This window comes from Streptomyces sp. P17, from assembly GCF_032436805.1.
Lineage (GTDB): Bacteria > Actinomycetota > Actinomycetes > Streptomycetales > Streptomycetaceae > Streptomyces.
In genome coordinates this window covers 16,608-37,304 of the sequence record NZ_JAVRBF010000057.1, presented here as the reverse complement: position 1 = coordinate 37,304, position 20,697 = coordinate 16,608, and the positions used below count along the sequence as shown (strand labels likewise).

Sequence of the window (20,697 nt, the reverse complement as noted above, 5' to 3'; positions counted from 1 at the left end):
GTGGGGAACTGTCCGGCGCGGATCAGCAGGCGCTTACAGGCCGAGGGTGTCGGCGCACTTCAGCGCCTCGCGGTACTGCTCCTCGGTGAGCGCGCCGACGCCCTTCAGACCGGCGAGATACACGCGCAGACGGCCGTCGGAGGCCAGCCAGCCGCTCACCGACCGGTCGAGCGTGCTGAAGTCGCACCAGATCAGCAGATCCTGGCCGGTGATCTCGCGCAGGCGCCGAACGGCCTCGCGGTACGGCGCGCGGGCCTCCTTCACCGCGTCGAGCAGGGCCTGGGCCTGCTGGCGCTGGTCGCACTCGTCGGCCTCGGCCGCCGTGTACGCCTGCTGCCACTCACCGAAGTCGGGGTGGGAGGTGATGCGGGCCCGGATGTCGTCGAGGTGACCGACCCGGGCCATGCGCCGGTTGGCGGTGGTCACGTACATGCGCGCGGGCGGCCGCAGCTCGTGCCACGGCTCGCCGAACACGGTCATGTCCGGCGTCCGGTCCCACGTTCCCTCCGGTACCGCGACATGCCGCAGGACCGCCGTCCTCGCGCTGGAGGAGTCGACGCGCCGCCAGGCCGCCCAGTTGAGCGCCTTCTCCGGGGTGAGAGGCTCGTGCCGGCTGTAGATCACCACCAGGTCGTCCGTCCGCAGCTGCCTGCCCTCGGTGACTTCGGCGATGTAAGCGTCCGGCCGCGGCGGCCACAGGTCCGCGAACATACGGTGGGCCAGCTGGGCCGCGCGATGCTGCGCGCTGGTGGCCGTCATCGGGTCGATTCCGTGACGGCGCGGACACGGTCCCACGGGTCGCCCTGCATCACGTCGCGGACCTCCTCCCAGGTGGTGGAGATCCCCTCCTGCTGGCAGACGCGCAGGACATCGGCGATGCCGAGACCTCCGTAGCGCTGGCGGAGCTGGGCGTGCAGGACGCGGATGCGTCCGCGGCGCTCGGAGGTGGCGGCGGCCTTGCGGCTTCGGCGGGCCAGGAAGCGGATCATGTCCACCGGCTCTTTCGGCTGGGGGCTGGGGGATACGGGCGGCGGGCGAGGTCTTCAGCCCGCCGCCCTCTTGACTCTTAAGACTATACATGGAGAGGGTGCGGGAATGCAAGCCTTAAGAGTCGTGCGGGTGGAGGGTGAAGCAGAGGGAGTCGCCGAACTCCGGTGCGCGGAAACCGCTCAGGTCGGCCAGGGCGTCGGCGACGGGCGTGCTGCTCAGGTCTACCGCGTCCGGCAGAGCGTGCCCGTCGGCGCCGATCAGCAGTGGGCCGTCAGGGCTCCATATGCGTCCCTCGTCGGTCTCGGCGATGCCGAAGGACACGTGGGCAACGCCGGGGGCGCCAGGGGAGCAGAAGGCTTCCCACAGGGCGCCCAGCACGTCGTCGAGCAACGCTTTCGGCAGGGCGCGGCCGTCATGGTTGGAGCCGTCGTAGGCGTGTGCGAGGGCGGAGGCAGGCGGGGCGAACGTGTGCGCGTCGGCGACGGTCGACGTGTCCGGGGTGGCGGGGGATCGGTTGATGGGGCTCTCCTGTCATGGGCGGGCCGCGCCCCGGCGTACGGGGCGCGGCGACTTCCTGGTCGGGGTGGGGTTACGCGGCGTCGCGCTCCTGGGCCGGTGCGACCGCCTTGATGTGCAGCACCGTGTAGAGCACGGCCCACGCCGTCCCGGCGGCCACGGCGGTGAATCCGGCGGCGACGGTCCAGTTCAGATCCGTCTGGTAGGCGGAGAAGTTGAGGACGTAGCGGACGGCGAGGAACAGCCCGGCCATGTCGGCGACGACCGCAGCCGCCGCCCACCCCGGACGCACGACGAGCGGGGCCGAGTGTGCGCGCTGGCGGTCCAGGCCGCGCAGGTCGGTTCCGGCGGCCACGATGACGATCGCGAGCAGGGCGGCGAGCGTCATGACGACCAGCAGCCACAGCGGGAGGCTGCCGAACGTCATGGACAGGACCAGGCCGAGGCAGACGAACACCGCCGTGGCCCGGTGGAGCTTGCGGCACCAGCGGTGCGGGTGGGCGGAGGTCGGGCGGTATGCGGTGCGGGGCATGGGAGGTCTTCCTCTTCTCGGGAATCGATCAAGGCAGCCAGGCGCGGCTGGCGGAGGTGCGGAAGGGGGCGAGCCGGAGGCGGCGGTCTGGCGGGTTTCTGCTCCACGGACGGCAGCTCCGCCCGCCGGATCAGGGCCCCTCGTACTCGTCGCCGCAGTCGGCGCAGGTGCGTATGCGGCAGTCGTCGTCGGTGCAGCCGTGGCCGACACACGGTTCGTAGAGGTGGCCGTAAACCTGGCACGAGGTCAGTTCGTTGACGGGCGGGGCGTCGGTGATCGGGTGCTGCATCAGGGCTCCGGAGTCTGTGGGGAGCGGCGGCCGGGGCTCCGGCCGCCCTCGCCTGCTGGCTTCAGACGACGCGCATCCCGAACAGCCGGGGGCTGTCGTCGACGCGGCCGCACATGTCCTCGGCGCACGGGCCGCAGAGGTTGGAGCAGCCGCACTCGTCGAGGTTCAGCACGTGCCAGCCCGCGTCGTGGGCGTCGTGGGTGCCGTCGTCACCGTCGTCGAGGAAGGGGGAGGCCTTCCCGCACTCGGTGCACTCGATCCGGTCGAACTCCGTGACCTCCAGGGGCAGTTCGGTCATCTCGGGGAGGGCGATCGTCACGAGGTTCACTCCTGGCTGCTGTGCTTCGGCCGGGAGAACCTCCCGCCCGCCGTCTCTTAAGACTCTACAGCGACGGCAGGGTGAATGCAAGTCTTAAGAGTCACTGTGGTGGGGTGCGGATGTTGCTGCCCGGGCCCGAGGGCCGGTGCGCGAGGCGAGGAAGAGACGCCATGGGGACTGTTGTGGGGAGCCATGCGGGGCCGCCGGTGCCGGCGGCTCCGCATCAAGAGGTGTCAGTCGAACTGCACGACCATCGCCGTGGCGTTGTCGCGCCGCACGTCGGTGAAGGACACCGCAGTGCGGACGAGCGCGGAGGCGACGCCGCGCGGGGTCGCCTGCGCCAGCGGCGCACGCATGTCGATGCCGTTGTCCTCGAAGGGCGAGTAAGCGCCGTCGGAGACGAGCAGCAGCCGCCCGCCCTGGGCGCGCAGCGGACGCGCCGTGCCGATCTCGCCTTCCTCGCCGTCATAGCGCCGGAGGCTCGACGTGACGAGGTGGCGGTAGTCCGGCGGGATGTCGGTCTCGCCCCTCGCGCGCCGGGCCTCGGCCTCGTTGTGATCGACGGTGAGCTTCTCCAGGGCGCCGCCGGTCGGCATCCAGTAGGCGCGCGCGTCACCGGCCCAGCCGATGAGGAGGCGGCCGTCTGCCGTGCGCACCGCGACGACCGCGACCGCGTCCGGCGGCCGGTGCTCGTCCTCGTAACCGTCAGAGTCGGACACGATCCGCGCGGCGGTGATGGCCGCCTTGGGGCTGTGGGTTACCGCAGCGACGCGGGCGAGCGTCCGCGCCTTCTCGCGCGTCCAGTCCTGTACCTGGGTGGTAGTGCCGATGCCGTCCAGGAGGGTCCAGGCGCGGGCGCCCGATTCGGTCGCGACGGCCGTCGCGTCGCACTGGACGGGGCGGTCTCCGAGGGCCTGGGCGGTGGCGTAGGTGATCACGTGGTGAATCTCCAGGGGTTGAGGGGTAGTGCGGGAGGCCGGTCCCGCCCGGCGGGGCGGGACCGGCGAGGGGCGCTCACATCCACTGAGGAGCGGGGCTCTCGAACGCGGGGACCTGGGTGCAGCCATACGCGTACGGGCCGAGGTCCCGCAGCGCGTTCAGCTCGCCGTACGCGTCGCACACGACGCAGTGCGCGCCCTGCTTGTCGCCATTGATGTACAGGTCGACGACACGAAGGGTGTGGGGCTTCGTCTCCTTCGGCCTGGCGACGGTGGAGATGATCAGGTCCTCGGTGCCGAAGAGGGGCGCGGGGGTCTGGGTCGTCGCCGTCATGTCGTCTGTCCGTCCTTTGCTGTCCGTGCGAGGGGGACCGTCCCCCTTGCTGTCTCTTAAGACTCTACATTGAGGATGGCTGCGATGCAAGTCTTAAGAGTCATCTGATGGTCTGTGGTGCTTGTCACGCCGCGCCGTCGGGCGGCGGCGGACCGCAGGCGCGGCGTCCGCGCCTGCGGTGCTACTTGCCCGGCTGCGGTGCGCCCTGCTCGGTCAGTACCAGGCGGAGAGACTGCTCGACGTCGTCCGCGACGCCGACGCGAGCGTCACGCTCCGCCTCCACGACGGCGTTGTCGCGGTACTGTCCAATGCCGTAGTCGGCATAGTCGAGCGGACGCCGCGCCTCCTCGGCCGCCGCCAGGGCGCCGCGCACCGCCTTGATCAGCTGCTCACGGCTCGCCGCCTCCAGGAGCGCCTCGATCTCCTGCTGCTTGTCGCTCACCGGTACTCCTTGGGTGTCAGAAGGGGAGGGGGCGGCCCCCGCTGGAGCGGGGGCCGCAGGTCGGTCAGAGCCGAGTGCGCTGGACGCGGTAGCGGCGCGCGTCGTGGTAGCCGACCTTGGCCAGCGCGTTGCGGCCATTGATGGTCTCCTCGCCGCCGAGGGCCTCGGCGTGCTCACGGGCGACCCGGCGCCAGAAGGCGGCGTCCGCCTCGGCGGGCTCACCCAGAAGGAACTCCTCCGTCGCGTCCGCAAGCTCGTCCGAGACGGTGACCACGGTCTCGCAGTCGGGGACGGTGACGGTGTAGCCGTTCTCGTTCACGAGGCGGAGCTGAAGCACGGGAAGTCCTTCCGGTGGAGTCTCGGCGGGGTTTCCCTCCGCCCTGCTGACTCTTAAGACTATACAGAGGTGATCTGCTGAATGCAAGTCTTAAGAGTCATTCCCTGTGTGGGTCAGAGGTGAGAGAGGCGCTGCATGAGGGAGACGCCGTGCGGTACGCGCTGGTCGGACGCGTCGGGCACCTCAACCGTCCGGACGTTGGCCCGGCCGCCGAACGACGCCAGGAGTCGGCTGGACGCGTCCGCCAGAGGCCACGGCCCGGAGAACCAGGAGTCATTGGGCGCGCACGCCAGCGTCACCCCGTAACGGCCGTCAGTGCGGCGCTCAGGAGTGAACCAGTGGCGCAGGTAGAAGCCGTACCAGTAGTCGGACACCGCCTCGTGAGGGTGCCCCACGTACGATTCCCGCTCGATCACCACGTCCGACCGGCCCAGCGCCCAGGTCACGCGGTGCGGCTTGTCGTCGAGCCACGCGAAGACATCAGCGTCGGCCGTCGTCACCGTCCAGACCTCCTCATCCGTCCAGTCCCCGCCGTCGGCCGCAGGAAGCTGCTTGGGCCCGACACCGGCGACCACGGCCGTCTGCGTCCCGTCGCTGTTGCTGCGCAGCCACACCCCGCCCATGACCTCCGCGAAGTCGTCGCCGGGAGACCAGGGGGCCGGCGCATCCGCGAACGCCTCGCGGGAGAAGACGTGCTCAACCTCGACGAGGTGAGCGAACGGGGCGTCGACGTCCGGGATGCCCCGGGCCGCGCGGAAGATGTTGCGGGTCAGGCTGCGGTTCACGGTGTCTCCCGGGTTCGTTCGGCTGCGTCTCTTAAGACATTACACATGAGGGATGCTGAATGCAAGTCTTAAGAGTCACAGGGAGGTGCGGAGTGAAGGCGCCGTGTCTCTTAAAGCTTGCAATCTCCGGCGTAGCTATGTAGAGTCTTAAGAGTCAAGGCGGTTCGGACGGGCCGCCTCCACCTCACGAAGGGGCTCGCCATGACCGCCACCGCCACCATCACCTCGCAGGATGTCCTGGAGGCGGGCACGGTCGTGCGCTGCCCCCGCTACGTCGAAGGTGAGGACACCGGACCGCGCAAGGCAGTTGTCCTGGGGCTCTTCCGGGAGGGCGACCCCACGGGTGGCTACCGGGTGTACTTCTACACCCTGGGTGCGGCCGGTTTCGCCGAACATACGGTCGGTCTCGCGTTCCGCCGCGAGATGCACCCGCTGGGAACGGTCGAGGACATGTCTGAGCGCACCCTCGTCCGCATCTGGCGGGGCCTGGGAGACTTCCCCGGCTCCTCCACGGCCCGCTATCGCGTGCAGCGCATGGGCCTGCGCCTGCGTAACGCACGCCTCGGCCGGTAGGCCGCGCCGTGATTCCGGCGTCGCTCCGCCCACCCCGGGCGGCGCCGGACCGCGAACCAGTGACGTCTCTTAAGACTTGCGTCACGCGTCATTCGTATGTATAGTCTTAAGAGACGAGAGGGCGGGGTGACCCGCATGAAACGCATCCAGGAGGAACCGTGACCACCGTGACCGCCCAGCCTGCGGACGCCGCCTACCTCGCCCTGCGCCTGCCCGCCGGCACCCGGGTCACCTACCACGGCACGGAGGCCGCCTACCGGGGCCGCTGGACCGTCCAGCCGTGCGCCTGCCGCCTGTGCGTCGCCGCCACGATTTTCGGGCGCCCTGCCCGCCGCTACGAGCTGTACACCCTGGACGGCAAGCCCGGCCCGCTCGTGCATGTCCGCCACACGTCCGTGACCCCGATCGTCGGCGACGCCGAACTGAACGAGGCTACGTGCGTCATCCCGGCCAAGTACGCCGCCGTGCATCTGCGCAAGGAGCTCCGCCGCGTCTTCCCCGGCGTCAAGTTCTCCGTGCGCACCGGCACCGGCAAGCGCCGTGGGGAGATCACGGTCACCTGGACCGGTGGCCCGCGCCGCACCAGCGTGAGCGCCGTCGCGGCCCCGCTCATGGCGCGGTTCGGCCCCGGCGACCGGCGTATCGCGCGGGTGGACGTCACCGTCGGCGGCCGCCGGTACTGCGGAGTGCCCATGGTTTCCGCGATCAAGCTCAATCGCGACTGATCGAACCCCCTGTGACTCTTAAGGCTTGCATCGCGGTATGCCCGTGGTGTAGAGTCTTAAGAGTCGACACGGGGGAGGGAGCCCCGCTGGCCCCCGCAGCGAGGAGCAGCATCCGATGGACACCGTGACCCTCTCCTCCGGATGGCCCTTCTGCGCCCCTTCGGCGACAGCGCCCACGACCACATCTGACCGTCACCTCCGAAAGGACACCGCCGTGCGCCTCAGCCTCGCCGCCCAGGCCCTGTACATGTCGATGCACACGACCGGCGACCTGCTCACCCCTTCGGAGGTGGAGCACGTCCGGGACGAGGCCGTGACCCGCCTCGGCGGCCCGGAGGCCGTGGGGTTCGCCACCGTCCGGCGGCTGCTGTTCTGCGCCGCCGCCGAACCCGACGACCACAGCAGCCGCTTCACCTGGGCCCGGGACGCCGCCTCGCTCGTCGAGGCCCAGCCGTAGGCGCCGAGAGGGCGGCTCCCGCCCGCCCCGCCATCACCACCCTGATCCCCTGAGAGTCCGGAAGGCACAGAGATGACCCACCCGACCGCCCCCCGCCCGGCCCCCGCTCCGCAGGGTGCCGAGACGTTCCGCGAGCGCATCGCCGGAGCGGTCTGGAACGGTCTTGTCCGATCCCGTGGGCTCGTGCGCAACGCAGACGGGAACGGCTCCAACTTCCGCTGGGCGGGACGGCCGTACATCCTCCGGCACCCGGTGACCGCCACCGGCCGCCTGGCCCGCACCTGGGTCCTCGCTCCCGCCGGGGACGCGGGCGTGCCCCCGTTCGCAGCCGGGCTCACGTGGACCGGGCGCACCCGCCGCGCTGCGGTCATGGCCATGGTTCGCTACGCCCACGGACGCCCGTGCCCGCACGAGACCAACACGGGTATGGACACCTGCCCGAACTGCGACGCGTACGACGCGTACGAGCGGGACAGCTGACCGGCTCCCCGCTGTCGCCGCACCCCGGCGGAGAGCGGCGGCCGGCGGCCGGCGTCTGTGTCACGTCCGCCGCGGAACAGTTCGATCTGTGTCATCAACCCCCTGTTTTCCCTGGTGGATGCGCTCGGCTGTGTCACTGTTCAGCTGTGTCACTGTGTCATCGCCCTCGCCGCAGGCCTCTGGGGTCCGCCGCAGTGGCGGATGCCGCCAGTCGCGCGGTGCGCTGCGCACCGGCGCCAGCGGAACGGCTGCGGGCGCCCGCCGTTGAGTCTCCCTGGCGCTGCACGGGCAGGTTCTCGCTCGTCCGTTTCTTGAGGCGCTGAGCGCCCTCCCGGGCGGTCCGCCTGATCATCTGCGGTCCCGGTGTGAGGCGTGCTTCCGGCGAGGCCGTCGGCCATGACGGGGGATGCGGATTTCCGGGAAGTGTCTCTTAAGGCTTGCATTGCGGTGTGGATCTCTGTATAGTCTTAAGAGTCACCGAGAGGAAGGGGGCGGGATGCTCCGCCGCAGCCACACCCTGAACTACGGCCACAAGGGTCGCGGAAGCCGCTCGCACGATCGCACGGTCCGCCGGATCGCCAAGCGCCGCGAGAAGCGTCAGTGGCAGGGCGACGCGCGGCGGGACGCCTGATGGCCGCCGCAACGCACTCCACCCGCACGGCCGCCGCCCGCGCTGAGGCGTCGGGCCGCGCGGACGGAGCCGCCGTCGTCGCCGACGCCCGTGCCGCCTTCGACCGCGCTCGCGGCGATCTCGCTCGGGACGGGGTGAGCCCTCAGCGTTTACGGCAGACGCTCGCCCTGGTCCTCCCGGTCGCCGAGAAGCTGTGGTCCCAGAACGCAGACCTGACCGGCCAGCTGGCCCAGGCCCGCACCTGCCCGGTCACCGGCCTGCCTACCCGGGCGGCCTGGACCGCGCAGGCTCACCATGTGATTGCCGACGGGCCCACCGTCGTGCTCCTGATCGACCTCGACGGATTCAAGCCGATCAACGACCGATTCGGCCATGACGCCGGAGATGCCATCCTGGCCCACATCGGGGCAGGGATGACGGACTGGGCCGCGACCGATGGCCACGCCGTAGGGCGCCTCGGTGGCGACGAATTCGTGGTGGCCATGGCTGACAGTCCCGAGCTCTCCGCACGGATCGCGCGTCTGAGTGCCCTGCTGACCGCGCCCGTGCGCTACCGGGGCCGCACCATCTCCGTGGGTGCCTCCATCGGCCTGGCCCGTACCGCCGATCTGACCGGCGAGGACCTGGCCAACCCGCTCTCGGCGCTGCTGAAGATCGCTGACGCCGAGATGTACGCCGCCAAGGGGCGCAGCCGCCGCGGCCGCCGCCTGGCCCGCGTCGTCCCCCGGCCCATCCGGCATCTCCTCGCCCGCCGGGCCGGGCGCTGACGGAGGTTTCCTGGGTGCGGCGCTCGCGTTGCTGACCGCCCGCGAGCCCGCCCGCTGCCCCTGGTGACGCCGTATCGGCCGCGAACCCCACAACATGTCTCTTATGGCTTGCGTTCCGGCGAGCCGGTCTGTATAGTCTTAAGAGTCAAATGGGTTGTGGTCGGGGCCCCGAGGGCGCCGACCACAACCCCCGGCGGCAGGGCATCCCGCCCGCGTGGCCCGGTGTCACGCCCCGCCGGCCGCCAGGCCTCGACTCGATCAAGGAGACCCACCCTGAGCCTGGACCACTCGTTCTACGCGGTGTACGGCGTCGAACTCGCTGAGACGGACTGGCCGGTCGTCTACGACGGCCTGGAGGCTCTGCGCCGAAGCCGGCGCGAGGACGATACGGACGAGGACGTCCAGCTGTACACCGTCAGCGGCAACGGGCACCGCGACGACCGGGTCGTCATCGGCGTCGGCTACGAGGAACTGCCGCCCGGCACCTGCAAGTCGGCCAAGGACCTCGAGGCCTCGCCCGAGCGGGACAAGGTCGTGCTCCGCGCCGCCGCGGCGCTGCCCGGCCGCGCGCTGGACGCGCCCGGCTGGCTCCTCGTCCACGACTGGAGCTGACCGCCCGGGCAGCGCTACTGCCATCCGCCCGAAGGGAAACGCCCCCCTGAGCTGCAGCCGCGAAAACGTCACCTGGCAGTCCGCCGACGGCACCTGGAGCATCGGCTTCTGGCGCTTCGGCTACACGCACGACCCCGGCGACGAGGAATTCGACCCGGAGTGGAGCGTCGAATACTTTGACGACGCCTTCTGGTTCTGCTCCACCGGACACCCCAGATGGGAGGCCGCGCTGGACGCCTACCTCGACGAGGAACCGAATCCCGGCGGCACCACGCTCGTCCGCCAGAACCACCCTGGCAATGCCGAGGACATCGCGACCTACGAGCGCCTGGCCGCCGAGTTCAAGGCACAGCACGGATCCAGCCGGTCGATCGCCTGTCCCTGATCCCCCGCGCCCACGACCGCGCAGCCCTTTCTGGACGCCCTCCCTCCAGTCACCGCTACGGCCGACGAGGGTCGCGGCCGGAGTGATGACCGCTCACACCTGAGACGAAAGGAACCCCCTCTTGACCGAGCCGCCGATGCACCGGGCCGAGCGCGCCGCGCGCGACGCTGTGGAGCCGTACGTCAAGGCCGGCGTGATCACTGAGGACGAAGCCGAAGAGATCATGCGCAGGCCCGCCGGCTTTCCGGCCCTGGAGCGTGCCGTGCGCGCGAACCTCGCCTCCGGCAACGGCTCCGCTTGGTACTACGGCGTCCGCGTCCGTGAAGCCCGCACCGAATGGAGGAGCGCGCCCCAGCAGGAGCCCGTCACCGTCCGCACCGCGCGCGACCGCCTCGTTCACGAGGAGATCGCGAGGGCCGTCTACTTCGCGCTGCGCGCCGACTACCAGACCCCGGAGCGGATCGGGGACGTCGACCGCTATGCCCCGCTGTTCGTGAGCGCTCCACAGTGGCTGTCCGAGATCACGAGGGACGATGGGGCCCAGGCGAGGTCCGCCAACTGCAGCCGCCGGGTGCCCTACTGGGTGGAGCTCATCCCCCTGGACGGGCGCACGGTCGCCCGGGTCGGCTGCGAGTGCGGTGGCCGTCACTGGGACACGGTGGACCTGGGACCGGGGGCCACGCTCGAAGAGGTCCACCGTTTCGACTACACGATCCTCGGGCCGTCCAAGGTGCTGAAGACGCTCAGCGTGCGGATCACCAGCGAATTCGAGCCCATGGAGCCGCCCGAGGGGCAGGCGTGGCGTCTGCGCGCCAGCGCCCGCGCGCACCGCGCGGCCGACCGGTCCGGCTTCCACTGAGAGACGACTGCCCACCGCTCGGGGTCGGCTCCGTACGGGGTCGGCCCCGAACTGCGTCCCGAGCTCTCCGCCCGGCCCGCGCGGGCCCACTGGGATCGCCAGGACGCACCCGCCCGGCGCCGGGCGCCGGCCCGGAACTCTGTGCTGCCGCCGCGCGCCCTTGAGACGGAAGGACGCCTAGGCGGACTCTGGGAGGAGACGACCTGGAGGTGGGTGCGGTGCCGGATAAGCGTCCGCGCGGGCCGCAGCCGCAATGGCGGCCCAAGCGGGAGACACGGCGCGTTCTCGAAGCCGTCGAGGCCGTCCTGGACGCCTACGCCGATTACCTGCCGGTCACGCTCCGGCAGATCTACTACGTCCTGCACGGGCAAGGAGTGCTGGCCAAGACCCGGCAGGACTACAAGCGCATGTGCGAGTACGTCGGTATGGCCCGCCGCTCCGGCCGCATCCCCTGGGACGCGATCCGGGACGACAAACAGGTCGCCGTCGCCGCTCCGCCCTCCTTCGCGGGACCCGAGGACTTCTGGCGGACGATGGAAGCGGCCGCCACGTCGTACCGCGTCGACCGCCAGCACGGCCAGACGGTGCGCCTGGAGCTCTGGTCAGAGACCGAGGGGATGGTTCCTCAACTCGTCCGCGTCGGCCGGGAGTACGGCATCGCCTGCTACTCCGGCGGAGGATTCGACGGGCTCGCTGGCAAGTACAACGCCGCCCAGCGCGCCGTCACCGACGGCAGGAGGACCTGCGTCCTCCACGTCGGGGACTACGACCAGAGCGGGGAATGGATCCTGACCGCACTGGCGGAGGACGTCGCCGCCTTCGCCGCGGCCGGCGGCGCCGACGTCGAGTTCGTACGGGTGGCGGTGACACCCGACCAAGTGGTCGCCTACGGGTTGCCCACGGCTCCGCCGAGCACGACGGACCGGCGCGCCTTCTCGGGCGCCGCCACGACACAGGCCGAAGCGTTGCGCCCGGACGTCCTGGCCGCGCTCGTGAGGGAGGCTGTGGAATCCCGCCTCGACATGACGGTCCTGCGGCAGGCGATCGAGCGCGAGCCGGCCGAACGGCGCACGCTGGTGGAGCGACTCCGGCGCGGGGGCTGACGCCGACCGTGCTGGTGCCGTCACAACGACTAGCCCGGGCCACCGTCGGCACGGTGCGCCCCGCGTCCACATCCCCAGCGTCTCGCCCTTCTGGCTCGCAGGGAGGGGGCGTGCGCGGAGTCCCCGGACGCATCCACTATCGAGTGTCTCTTATGGCTTGCGCCCCCTTCCCGAATGGCGTATAGTCTTAAGAGTCATCGGGGGTTCGGGGTGGCGGGCCAGAAGGCTGATGTCGCCCCACCCCGATGGCTGTAGGCCTGGACGTCTGATCCACGTCCAGAGCTGAAGGGAGGGTCGCTCCCTCCTGGAGTCGCGGTGTTCGGTGCTGCACGGCCCCCTCACCCCGCGTGGTCGCTCACGCGGGCCGGGGGGCAGGAACGGGTTCGATTCCCGTCGACTCACTGGTTCCTTCCGCTCCTCGTCCCCCGCCCGGGGCGGGAGGAGCCAGCCGCAGGCCCTCGCTCCCCCTACCGGGGGCCTGCGGCGCCGCCCCGCGCGGCGCGGACATGCGACCCGCACGGCCCGAACGCCGTGCACCGACTCGCTTCCCGCGGCGCGGGGCGTTGCGGATCGACGCTCCTGTCGTCCAACGGATAGGGCACCGGACTACGGATCCGGCAACCGGGGTTCGAATCCCCGCAGGAGTACGAGGCCCTCCTGCCACGGCATCCGCCATGACAGGAAGCGGCCGGCTGCCGCGCCGTACGACGGTGCGCAGGGGTGAGGGTCCCGACCCGGGGCGCGCTCGCCGAACTCCCGTCCGTCCCGGGGCCAAGCGATTCCCGGGACGGACGGATGACGGGATGTCCGGGCAACAGACGCCGTCCGAAGGCTGAACAGGAGTTGCGTGCAGTGGAGTTGAAGCAGGTTCACCCCAATCCGTCGCTCGATCCGGGCTTCCGGCTCGGCCTCGACGGCCGGTGCCGCTTCCGCCACGAGGGCCTCCAGGTGGACATCCACGTGCGGCGGCTGACGGACCAGGACAAGCCCTGGTACCGGGAGGACGAGAGCGGCCCGGACGACGTCCTGGTGATCGGCACCGTCACCGAATGCGGCGTCGAGCTGGCCCGCGTCGAGTGGCCGAGCGACTTCAGCGACCCGTACGTGCTTCGTGAGGCGGTGGAACGCACGGTGAGCGAAGCGGCCGACAAGGGGCGCGCCAAGGTCGCCGCCCTGGTGGAGCGTCTCGCCGCGATCGACCGGCGTCGACCGGCAGCGTCCTAGACCGCCCGCGCCGCGACCGCCTTCCCGTCAACCCGCCCAGTCCCAAACGGCTTTGGAGCCGCACATGACCACCCGCATCACTGTCCCGGCCGAAGCCCGCGCCTCGTGGGAGCTGGCCGACCGCTGGAAGACCAGAATGGCCGAGGTCCGCGCGGGCCGTCTGGTGTTGAAGGGCAACTGGCAGCGTGCCTGGATGCCGGACGACCGGCTGTGCGCGGCGAGCGGTCGTGCCTGCCGCACCAGTGCGGTCGCGGCCGTGCTGACCGCCAACGGCTTCGTCGCAAGTGACGGCGGCAGCGGGTTCCTCGGCGCTCCTCACGGCCTCGGGTTCACGGCGGGGTTCAGCGCCGACGACCCGCGTGAGGTCCTGAACTTCGAGACCCTCTGCGCCCGCCTGCCCGACACGATCGACGAGGCCGCCGCAGTGATCATCGACACGGCCCGGGCCGCCGTCGCCGCCTGCTGCAAGGCAACGGGCCCCTCCCCGTGGCCGGGGGACCCGCACATAGTCATCCAGGACACCGACAGCTCCTGCTCCGTCTGCCGCGACTGGATCGACGGCGCGCAGGACCGCCGAGCCCGGGAGCAGCGCCGGCGCCAGGCCGCGGCGCCCGTGAGGCGCCAGCCCCGTCCCGCCGCAAAGAAGTACGCGCTCGCAGACCCTGAGGCGGAGGACCGCCTCACCAACTGGGAGCGCACCGCGCCCTACGAACTCGTCGTACCTGGTCGGGAGTACCCCGTCCGCTCCACGGAGGTGATCGCCGCCGTCCGCTGGGAGCTGCGCCCCTTCCTCACGCACGGACCCACCGGTGTGCCTGAGGTCGCCGAGAACCTTGAGACGGCGTTGTCCGCGTTCACCGAGAAGCGTCCCGAGGACTTCGTCCACTGGTTCGGACGGGCGCTCGGCGCCGCTGCACCTTTCCGGAACCCCGAGCCGTTCAACCTGGCCGTCAACCGCCGCTGGGGCGCCGACGAGGCCACGCCGTGGTCCATAGCCTTCATAACGACGAAGAGCCGCGACTACGTGACCCTCGTCGTCGGGAACAACTTCGGTGGCTTCGGCATCATCGGCATGATGCGTCACCCGTGGCACTACGGCCTGACGTTCCCCGACTCCGAGACCGGCCTGGAGCATGCCTGGCGGTACGGCCTGCTGAAGCGCCGGGCTGTGTTCAGTAGAGGCGCCGCACAGTCGTGACCCGCTTGTTCGGGGCGATGCACCGGCGACCTGCTTGTCTCGCCACTCGCCGTCCCCCCGCCGGTACGAGCCGCCCGCCGCCCCCACCATCCCCTTTTCCGATCTGGAGAGTCGTTGTCGAACCCTGGCGCAACTGATCTGCTCGCCGAGCTCGCCGCTCTGCTGGGGCCGGGCAAGCCTGCGTCCCTCGACGCTGTGCTCCGTGTCGCCCGAGGCCTCACCGGCGTCGCCCGGGCCGGCGACGCCGACGGGGAGTTCGGCCGATGGTGCCGGACTGAGCTGGCGCCCGTGCTCCTGCGCCTGGCGGTCGCAGAGACCGATGCGGCCGCGCTGCGTACGGCGGTGGCGCGGCACATCGCTGAGGCGGACCGCGGCGAGGACCCAGCGCCGCGCGACCTCCTGGCCGACCTGGCGGGCAAGGGGATCGACCTGGGCGACGACATCGAGCTCGCGGCGGCTGTTCTCGACGCCGAGAGCCGGGTCGCGGCACTCGGCTGAACCGGTTGGCCCGACCGGCCAGACTCCTGCCCGCTGGTGCTCGTTGGCTGACCTCGTCCCCTCGGCGAGGGCGCCCCGCTCGATCCTGTCTCTTATGACTTGCGCTCTCGTGCCGCCTTATGTAGAGTCTTAAGAGTCAACACGGGGCCGGCCGGAACGGGCCGCCGGGAGCGAGGAGCGCACAATGTCTGTCACCTTCACCGCCGCCCACGTCCCCAGCAAGGCGTTCATCATCAGCTGCTGCTGCCCGGCGGCGAAGGCCGCCGCAACGCCCTACGCCACCTACGAGGCGGCCTGCGCGGCCTACCCGGCCGAGCCCAACCTCGTCGAACTGCCCGGCTGCGAGTACCCGGGCCGCTGCCGTCCGTTCGTCATCGGTCTCGACCCGGCCGGAGACGTCCCCGAGGTCAACCTCGCCAACGCCAACGCGCGCCGCGTCCTGGAGGTGCTCGGCCTGGCGGACGAACTCGGCGACCTTACCGGCCACGCGGCGGCCGAGGACTTCCTCGGCCACTGCCTGATCGCACTGGCCCTCGAGCCCGCCGACGCGGGAGTCCCGGCCGTGCAGGACGGCCGCTTCATCGACTGCGGCCGCCCGGCCGGATACCTCCAGGACCGCCTCACCGAACTCCACGACCTGGCCGTGTGGTGCGCCGCCCAGGGGCGCGCAGTGACCTGGGCCTGAGCGGTCCCTCGCCCCCTGGTTCTCCCTTCCTGCCCGGCCAGCTGCCGCCCAGACGGCGCACGCCGCGGCGACCGACCCGCCGCAGGCATTACGCGTCCGACTCCCGAGCAAGCGCCCCCATCTCAGAACGGAAGTGATCATGTCAGTCGTTACCACCAACCACGATGCGGTCCCGGCGACCGTCGCCGAGGGCAAGCCGAGCGATGCTCAGGCCGTCTCCGGGCCGGCCGGCGCCGAGATGCTGGCCAGCATGCCGCGTAACGCCGGGCTGATCGTCCAGGAGGCGGCGGAGCTTGGCTGGGACGTTCGCGTGGAGCGCCGTTGGACGGGTCGCACGTGGGCGCGCGCCGTCGTGATCACGGGGCTGGTGATGGTGCGCGCGGGTCTGGAGGAGCGAGAGCACGTGTGCGCGTGGTCGGAAGACAAGGGCTCGTACCTGGGGTCTGCCTCCAGCGACGGATTCAAGGCCGTACGGGAGGCCGTCAAGGGCACGCGTCCGGTGAACCGTGAGCACGAGCGCACGGGGCGGACGGTGTGGGGCCGTGACGCTGCGGAATGGGTGCGCCAGATGGACGCCGCCGTATCGAAGGTGACGGCCGCTTTTGCGGTCGCGCGGGACGCGTTCAACACCCTGGACGGCTCCACCCCCACGGGCGCGCGGGCGGTCGACCTGGCGTCGGCTGCCTATGCGGAAGCGCGCGACGCTGAGCGGTCGGCGGTCGACGCCGTCAAGGCCGCCCGCGCGTGGCTGACGGAGACCGACGGCGCCGACGCTCGCGGGTGCGCCTCGTGGCGCCGGGTGGTCGTGCTGGCCGGGCAGCACGTCAAGGAAGCCGCCGAACGTATCGCCGAGGCGACGGCCCGTGCGGAGCGGGAAGCACTCGCCGCGCCGATCATCGCTGAGGCCCAGGAACGGCTGAACGCGCAGGAGGCGGCGTGGCGTGCCCGGCTGGCCGAGGTCGGCCGTGAGCCGACGGCGCGCGGATACGCGGGCCTGATCGTCATGTTCGACGATGCCGCCAGGGACTGGTGTAGCTGGTTCGACGGCCACACCGACTACCAGGGGCAGGCGCACGCGGGCAACGGCGACGCCGGGCTGTCGTTCGTGGCGCAGTACGACGCCTGGTCGGCCAGCCGGAACAGCGAGCGTCGGGTCTCGTTCCCGTCGCGGTTCACGAAGGCGGCGCTCATGGCCGGGGATCGTGTCGATTCGGCGGCCGTGGCGTTCACGATGGCCGTCGTCGACCGCATCGAGGGGCGCGGCGCGGAGCGTCTGCGTGAGGCGGCGGCGGCCGTGCGGAAGAACCCCCGGGGGTTCAACACGGCCAACGACCGTAAGGCGCTGGCGGACTGGTCGAAGTACCCGCACATCTCCTACGGGGAGCCGACGCAGCTTGCCGAGCATGCCCCGGCCGAGTGGGAGGCACTTCAGACGGCGCAGGCCGCGTACGAGGGCGTAAAGGACTTCGAGGCCGCCCTGCACTGGGATGCCCGGCGCGCCGGCGAGCGCGCCGATGCACGCCGGGAGGCGGACGAGACGGGACGCCAGGGCGCCGAGACGGCGCGCGCCGAGCGCGAGGCGGCCGGTGTCACGGCCGCAGCATGGGCGGCGGCTGTTGCCCGGTTCGAGGATGCGCATGCGCGCACCGTGGGGTCCGTCCGGCTGGCGTCCAAGTCGGTGGAGGTCGCCGAGGCAGCGTGCCGCGAGGCCGGGGAGGGACACGAGGGCTGGCAGTTCCTCACGTGGTGTCAGGAAGCGTACGAGGAGGCCGCGCGTGCGGGACGGTCCGCCGGGCAGATTGCCGACTCGGCGCAGGTTTACCGCGACGCCGGGTACCTGGCGGACTACATCAGCGAGTGCGCGCGTATGGAAGACCTCGCGAAGACGGCGGAGGCGGCGGCCGAGGAGTGCCGCCAGTGGGACGGGCAGGCCATCGAAGAAGCGCACGATGTCATCGCGCGCCGACAGGCCGAGTGCGCCGCCCTCGATGCGGCTGAGCGTCCGGCCCCCGTAAGGGCCGAGGTGATCGCGTATCACCAGGCGCCCGGCGTGGTCATGCGACTGGTGTGCACCTGCGGCGCGGTGCATGGCGGGTACGTGCCGGTTCGGGCGCGCGGGCTCCGGGGTGAGCAGGCTCCCGACCTGGCGCACGTGACCGACTGGGACATTGCGGCAGCCCTCGACGGGGCGGGACTTGCCCCGGCGGACGACCCGGCCGTGTGGCGGCGGGGCGTGCTGGTCACCTCCCACGACGACGGGCCGCCCGTGAACGGGTTCGCCACGGTGGTGGACGTCGTCGCGGCCGGTGCCGGTGCCGTCGTGGCGAAGGAGCCGCACCCCGACGACCCCCCGGCCGAGGCGGAGGCGTACGCGGCTGTCATGGCGGAGTGCCGGGCGCAGCGGGATGCGGTGTCGCGGGTGTGGTCGGAGGACCGCATGGAGCGCGGAGACGTTCCGCACAGCAACCCGTATGCGCGGGAAGTTGCCGAGGCGGCGACGGCGGATGTGCAGCCGCTCATGTCGCGTGCGGCCGAGGCCGAAGGCACCGCCGGCGGCGCGGCGATGGTGCGCGCAGAGATTCTGCCTGCTCTGGTGATCGCCCGTGAGGCGGTGGAGGCGTACGACGCACACCGTTCAGAGGAGGCCCGGGCGTACGCGATGCGTAATGCGGCCACCCAGGGCGGCCAGGGGGATGCCGAACATGGAGATCTCCCCCTGCCGGCAACTGGTGACGACGCGCTGGCACCGCTCGACGCTCCGCCGTTGCGTGCGTACATGTTCAATGCGGGCGCGGCGGGGCTGTGGGTCCATGTCAGCGGTCCGCGGGATGAACATGTGAGCGCGGCCGAGCATGTGGCGACGACGGCCAGCGTGGAGGCTCTCAAGGTGGCGGCCCTCACCGGCGCTGACGCCGACACGGCGCTGGTGGCGGCCGGGTGGGAGCGGTGCGGGGAGTGGGACGAGGACCGGTCCGCGCCTGTTCGGCGTGCTGCGACGGGCGCCGAGGCTGTGCCGGTACGGCTCGCGCTCCCTGCGGCCCCCGTGCGGCTGGCGATCGAGGCAGCGCCCGTCGCCGTGCCGGGTGGCGCGGGCGCCCTGGAGGCAGGCGAGGCGGCGCGTGTGGTGGCCGGTCTCGGATGGTCCCGTGAGTTCGCGGACGTGGTCCGTAAGGCGGCGGCCGGTCACCTGATCCCCGAGGCCGGGGGAAAGTTCCGCGCGCTGGGGGCGGTGGGCCGAAGGGGCAAGCTCGTCAAGGCCGAGCGGGTGCGCCTCTTGCTGGGTGCTGGGTTCCTCGCCCGGGATTCGTCCGGGCTGGTCGTGGCGACCGCCGACGGTATCGAAGCCCTGCGCAAAGTTGATCTCGCCCCCGGGGCGCTCCGGTCGGAGGCGGAAGTCATGGCGGCCGTGCGCAAGGCACGCCGTGCCCGGCAGTGGGACAGCAAGGACGGCCAGGACGCAAACGCGCTTCCCGTGCTGCCGGGAGGCGGGGAAGAAGCCCGGCGCCGGGCAGCTGCCCGCAAGGCCGTGGAACGGTGGGAGGAGCGGGCGGAAGAGTCCCGCAAGGAGGGCGAGCGGATCCGTGCGCGCGCCCGCATCCAGGACCGGCGCGAACGCCAGGCCGAAGAGAAGCGGCGGGCGGAGAAGTCGGCGCCGTGCCGGGACTGCCGGGGTGTGTATCCGGTTGAGGCGCGGTGCGGGCGGTGCCGCGAGCGTGCCGCAGCGGGTCTCCCGTTGATTGACTTCCTGGCCCTCCCGGCGGCCGGCGACCATGCGCGCTAGCTGACGCCGATGTAGATGAGGGTCGGGTTGGGGGCGGCCGGCCGGTGCCCTTCGGTGTTGTTGGTGGGGTGTTGTTGCCGCTTCCGGTTCTTGTCTCTTATGGCTTGCGTGTCGCTCTCGTGGCATGTATAGTTTTAAGAGTCATCGGGGGTTCGGGGTGGCGGGCCGGAAGGCTGATGTCGCCCCTCCCCGGTGGCCCACATTCGGACTCGGGACGCTTGGCCAGCGTTCCGGGTTGAAGGGGAGATAGCTCCTTCCTGGAGTCGCGGTGTAGGCAGTGCACCCCCTCGGAGAGAGGGAGGAGTGGGTTCGATTCCCACCGGCTCACTGGTTCCTTCCGCTCCTCGTCCCCCGCCCGGGGCGGGAGGGACCGGCCGCAGGCCCTTGCCCCCCGGGGGCCTGCGGCGCCGCCCCGCGCGGCGCGGACATGCGACCCGCACGGCCTGAGGGCCGTGTACCGACTCGCTTCCCGCTGTGCGGGGCGTTGCGGATCGATGCTCCTGTCGTCCAACGGATAGGGCGCCGGACTACGGATCCGGGAATCGGGGTTCGAATCCCCGCAGGAGTACGAGGGCCTTGTCGCGGCATCCGTCGTGGCGGCACGCGGCCCGGCTGTCGCGCCGCAGGGCGGTGCGCAGGGGTGAGGGGGCCGGGGAAGACCGATTGCGCTGTGATGGAAAGGAAGCAGGACATGGAGTTGGCCGACGGCCCGTCCGTACCCGCACGGTTCACGCCCTCGCTGTGCGTGGAGCGGTTCGACGAGGTGGTGCAGTACGACAACGCGATGACGGCCAAGCCGCCGCAGCGGACGTACGAGAAGGTGTGGCAGGGGCAGTGCGGCCCGGACTTTACCGTCGAGGACGGCGAGGACAGCCACCGTGTTAGGCCCATCCGGCTGCGCGTGCGCTGGTTCCAGGACGGCGATGCCACGCCCCGCTGGAACAGCATCGAGGTAACCGGCCACGAGGTCCTGCCCGACGAGCGCCTGCGGCGCCTTCCCGTCCGGGAGATCTGGACGCGCTACCACGCCGAACTGGGGCAGGTTCCGGACTGGTTCCTCCAGTTCGTGCGCGACAACCCTCCGGCACTGCGGACCGCCGCGGAGGGCTGACACACAACGTGGCCCGGGCCGTTCGCCGTCGCGCGGCGGGCCCGGCCCTTTGCCGGCTCCTGTGGTCCGTGGGTAAGGCACCAGTCTTTCAAGCCGGGAAACGGGGTGCGAGCCCCCGCAGGAGCA

At 71.3% G+C, this 20,697-nt stretch carries 26 protein-coding genes and 4 tRNA genes; 19 read left to right on the top strand and 11 right to left on the bottom strand.

Going from position 1 to position 20,697, the window contains the following annotated elements:
• Window positions 1–33: 33 nt before the first annotated feature.
• From RMT89_RS30855 to RMT89_RS30805, 11 genes are all read right to left on the bottom strand, one after another.
• The gene (locus tag RMT89_RS30855) at window positions 34–759 is read right to left on the bottom strand and encodes a hypothetical protein (protein ID WP_007497951.1); all 726 of its coding nucleotides are present in this window, start codon (window positions 757–759) and stop codon (window positions 34–36) included.
• Window positions 756–989, bottom strand: coding sequence for a hypothetical protein (locus RMT89_RS30850; protein ID WP_043731952.1), 234 nt, complete (start codon window positions 987–989; stop codon window positions 756–758). The genes RMT89_RS30855 and RMT89_RS30850 overlap by 4 nt, the downstream gene beginning before the upstream one ends.
• Window positions 990–1,104: 115 nt before the next feature.
• On the bottom strand, window positions 1,105–1,380 hold the full coding sequence (locus RMT89_RS30845; RefSeq protein ID WP_007497955.1) for a hypothetical protein: 276 nt from the start codon (window positions 1,378–1,380) through the stop codon (window positions 1,105–1,107).
• A gap of 199 nt (window positions 1,381–1,579) precedes the next feature.
• Window positions 1,580–2,038 (bottom strand): hypothetical protein, encoded by a 459-nt coding sequence (locus RMT89_RS30840; protein WP_007497956.1) that lies wholly within the window; start codon window positions 2,036–2,038, stop codon window positions 1,580–1,582.
• Window positions 2,039–2,168: 130 nt separating this feature from the next.
• The gene (locus RMT89_RS30835) at window positions 2,169–2,327 is read right to left on the bottom strand and encodes a hypothetical protein (RefSeq protein ID WP_007497958.1); all 159 of its coding nucleotides are present in this window, start codon (window positions 2,325–2,327) and stop codon (window positions 2,169–2,171) included.
• Between the two features lie 61 nt (window positions 2,328–2,388).
• Window positions 2,389–2,646 carry a hypothetical protein gene (locus RMT89_RS30830; RefSeq protein ID WP_106432690.1) on the bottom strand — a complete coding sequence of 86 codons (258 nt, stop codon included), beginning with the start codon at window positions 2,644–2,646 and terminating at the stop codon, window positions 2,389–2,391.
• 233 nt (window positions 2,647–2,879) lie between these two features.
• Window positions 2,880–3,584, bottom strand: a complete 705-nt coding sequence (locus tag RMT89_RS30825) for a PP2C family serine/threonine-protein phosphatase (RefSeq protein WP_007497962.1) — start codon at window positions 3,582–3,584, stop codon at window positions 2,880–2,882.
• A gap of 76 nt (window positions 3,585–3,660) precedes the next feature.
• Window positions 3,661–3,918, bottom strand: coding sequence for a hypothetical protein (locus RMT89_RS30820; protein WP_007497963.1), 258 nt, complete (start codon window positions 3,916–3,918; stop codon window positions 3,661–3,663).
• Between the two features lie 181 nt (window positions 3,919–4,099).
• Window positions 4,100–4,360, bottom strand: coding sequence for a hypothetical protein (locus RMT89_RS30815; protein WP_007497965.1), 261 nt, complete (start codon window positions 4,358–4,360; stop codon window positions 4,100–4,102).
• Window positions 4,361–4,424: 64 nt separating this feature from the next.
• The gene (locus tag RMT89_RS30810) at window positions 4,425–4,697 is read right to left on the bottom strand and encodes a hypothetical protein (RefSeq protein WP_007497967.1); all 273 of its coding nucleotides are present in this window, start codon (window positions 4,695–4,697) and stop codon (window positions 4,425–4,427) included.
• A gap of 113 nt (window positions 4,698–4,810) precedes the next feature.
• Window positions 4,811–5,482, bottom strand: coding sequence for a hypothetical protein (locus RMT89_RS30805; protein WP_007497969.1), 672 nt, complete (start codon window positions 5,480–5,482; stop codon window positions 4,811–4,813).
• A 201-nt stretch (window positions 5,483–5,683) separates the two neighbouring features.
• On the opposite strand from RMT89_RS30805, the gene RMT89_RS30800 reads away from it, so the two are divergent.
• The 19 genes from RMT89_RS30800 (at window position 5,684) to RMT89_RS30710 (ending at window position 20,697) form a co-directional block, all read left to right on the top strand.
• Window positions 5,684–6,055, top strand: coding sequence for a DUF6409 family protein (locus tag RMT89_RS30800; RefSeq protein WP_007497971.1), 372 nt, complete (start codon window positions 5,684–5,686; stop codon window positions 6,053–6,055).
• A 158-nt stretch (window positions 6,056–6,213) separates the two neighbouring features.
• Window positions 6,214–6,780 (top strand): LPD29 domain-containing protein, encoded by a 567-nt coding sequence (locus tag RMT89_RS30795; protein ID WP_007497973.1) that lies wholly within the window; start codon window positions 6,214–6,216, stop codon window positions 6,778–6,780.
• 115 nt (window positions 6,781–6,895) lie between these two features.
• Window positions 6,896–7,237, top strand: coding sequence for a hypothetical protein (locus RMT89_RS30790; protein ID WP_315887040.1), 342 nt, complete (start codon window positions 6,896–6,898; stop codon window positions 7,235–7,237).
• Between the two features lie 72 nt (window positions 7,238–7,309).
• Window positions 7,310–7,717: a hypothetical protein gene (locus tag RMT89_RS30785; protein WP_315887039.1), complete on the top strand. Its 408-nt coding sequence runs from the start codon at window positions 7,310–7,312 to the stop codon at window positions 7,715–7,717.
• A gap of 496 nt (window positions 7,718–8,213) precedes the next feature.
• The gene (locus RMT89_RS30780) at window positions 8,214–8,348 is read left to right on the top strand and encodes a hypothetical protein (protein ID WP_258404940.1); all 135 of its coding nucleotides are present in this window, start codon (window positions 8,214–8,216) and stop codon (window positions 8,346–8,348) included.
• The gene (locus RMT89_RS30775; RefSeq protein WP_315887038.1) at window positions 8,348–9,115 is read left to right on the top strand and encodes a GGDEF domain-containing protein; all 768 of its coding nucleotides are present in this window, start codon (window positions 8,348–8,350) and stop codon (window positions 9,113–9,115) included. Before RMT89_RS30780 ends, RMT89_RS30775 begins: the two co-directional genes overlap by 1 nt.
• Window positions 9,116–9,337: 222 nt before the next feature.
• On the top strand, window positions 9,338–9,727 hold the full coding sequence (locus tag RMT89_RS30770) for a hypothetical protein (protein ID WP_315887037.1): 390 nt from the start codon (window positions 9,338–9,340) through the stop codon (window positions 9,725–9,727).
• A 506-nt stretch (window positions 9,728–10,233) separates the two neighbouring features.
• A complete protein-coding gene (locus tag RMT89_RS30765) occupies window positions 10,234–10,971 on the top strand; it encodes a hypothetical protein (protein ID WP_315887036.1) in 738 nt (245 codons plus the stop codon).
• A 218-nt stretch (window positions 10,972–11,189) separates the two neighbouring features.
• Window positions 11,190–12,074 (top strand): hypothetical protein, encoded by an 885-nt coding sequence (locus RMT89_RS30760; protein WP_315887035.1) that lies wholly within the window; start codon window positions 11,190–11,192, stop codon window positions 12,072–12,074.
• A gap of 575 nt (window positions 12,075–12,649) precedes the next feature.
• Window positions 12,650–12,721 (top strand) — tRNA-Arg (locus RMT89_RS30755).
• A 205-nt stretch (window positions 12,722–12,926) separates the two neighbouring features.
• Complete coding sequence (locus RMT89_RS30750; RefSeq protein WP_315887034.1) at window positions 12,927–13,298, top strand: hypothetical protein; 372 nt, start codon at window positions 12,927–12,929, stop codon at window positions 13,296–13,298.
• Between the two features lie 64 nt (window positions 13,299–13,362).
• Window positions 13,363–14,496: a hypothetical protein gene (locus RMT89_RS30745; RefSeq protein WP_315887033.1), complete on the top strand. Its 1,134-nt coding sequence runs from the start codon at window positions 13,363–13,365 to the stop codon at window positions 14,494–14,496.
• A 114-nt stretch (window positions 14,497–14,610) separates the two neighbouring features.
• Window positions 14,611–14,994, top strand: a complete 384-nt coding sequence (locus tag RMT89_RS30740; protein WP_315887032.1) for a hypothetical protein — start codon at window positions 14,611–14,613, stop codon at window positions 14,992–14,994.
• 184 nt (window positions 14,995–15,178) lie between these two features.
• Window positions 15,179–15,679 carry a hypothetical protein gene (locus RMT89_RS30735; protein WP_315887031.1) on the top strand — a complete coding sequence of 167 codons (501 nt, stop codon included), beginning with the start codon at window positions 15,179–15,181 and terminating at the stop codon, window positions 15,677–15,679.
• 139 nt (window positions 15,680–15,818) lie between these two features.
• Complete coding sequence (locus RMT89_RS30730) at window positions 15,819–19,460, top strand: hypothetical protein (RefSeq protein ID WP_315887030.1); 3,642 nt, start codon at window positions 15,819–15,821, stop codon at window positions 19,458–19,460.
• Window positions 19,461–19,719: 259 nt separating this feature from the next.
• Window positions 19,720–19,789, top strand: a tRNA-Ser gene (locus RMT89_RS30725).
• Between the two features lie 167 nt (window positions 19,790–19,956).
• Window positions 19,957–20,028 (top strand) — tRNA-Arg (locus RMT89_RS30720).
• A gap of 123 nt (window positions 20,029–20,151) precedes the next feature.
• Window positions 20,152–20,571 (top strand): hypothetical protein, encoded by a 420-nt coding sequence (locus RMT89_RS30715; protein ID WP_315887029.1) that lies wholly within the window; start codon window positions 20,152–20,154, stop codon window positions 20,569–20,571.
• 55 nt (window positions 20,572–20,626) lie between these two features.
• Window positions 20,627–20,697, top strand: a tRNA-Glu gene (locus RMT89_RS30710).

Coding starts and splice junctions, on each gene's coding strand:
- RMT89_RS30850 (WP_043731952.1), bottom strand. CDS start 989: ATGATCCGCTTCCTGGCCCGCCGAAGCCGCAAGGCCGCCGCCACCTCC.
- RMT89_RS30800 (WP_007497971.1), top strand. CDS start 5,684: ATGACCGCCACCGCCACCATCACCTCGCAGGATGTCCTGGAGGCGGGC.
- RMT89_RS30780 (WP_258404940.1), top strand. CDS start 8,214: ATGCTCCGCCGCAGCCACACCCTGAACTACGGCCACAAGGGTCGCGGA.
- RMT89_RS30820 (WP_007497963.1), bottom strand. CDS start 3,918: ATGACGGCGACGACCCAGACCCCCGCGCCCCTCTTCGGCACCGAGGAC.
- RMT89_RS30745 (WP_315887033.1), top strand. CDS start 13,363: ATGACCACCCGCATCACTGTCCCGGCCGAAGCCCGCGCCTCGTGGGAG.
- RMT89_RS30730 (WP_315887030.1), top strand. CDS start 15,819: ATGTCAGTCGTTACCACCAACCACGATGCGGTCCCGGCGACCGTCGCC.
- RMT89_RS30790 (WP_315887040.1), top strand. CDS start 6,896: ATGGACACCGTGACCCTCTCCTCCGGATGGCCCTTCTGCGCCCCTTCG.
- RMT89_RS30835 (WP_007497958.1), bottom strand. CDS start 2,327: ATGCAGCACCCGATCACCGACGCCCCGCCCGTCAACGAACTGACCTCG.
- RMT89_RS30715 (WP_315887029.1), top strand. CDS start 20,152: ATGGAGTTGGCCGACGGCCCGTCCGTACCCGCACGGTTCACGCCCTCG.
- RMT89_RS30840 (WP_007497956.1), bottom strand. CDS start 2,038: ATGCCCCGCACCGCATACCGCCCGACCTCCGCCCACCCGCACCGCTGG.
- RMT89_RS30785 (WP_315887039.1), top strand. CDS start 7,310: ATGACCCACCCGACCGCCCCCCGCCCGGCCCCCGCTCCGCAGGGTGCC.
- RMT89_RS30775 (WP_315887038.1), top strand. CDS start 8,348: ATGGCCGCCGCAACGCACTCCACCCGCACGGCCGCCGCCCGCGCTGAG.
- RMT89_RS30735 (WP_315887031.1), top strand. CDS start 15,179: ATGTCTGTCACCTTCACCGCCGCCCACGTCCCCAGCAAGGCGTTCATC.
- RMT89_RS30855 (WP_007497951.1), bottom strand. CDS start 759: ATGACGGCCACCAGCGCGCAGCATCGCGCGGCCCAGCTGGCCCACCGT.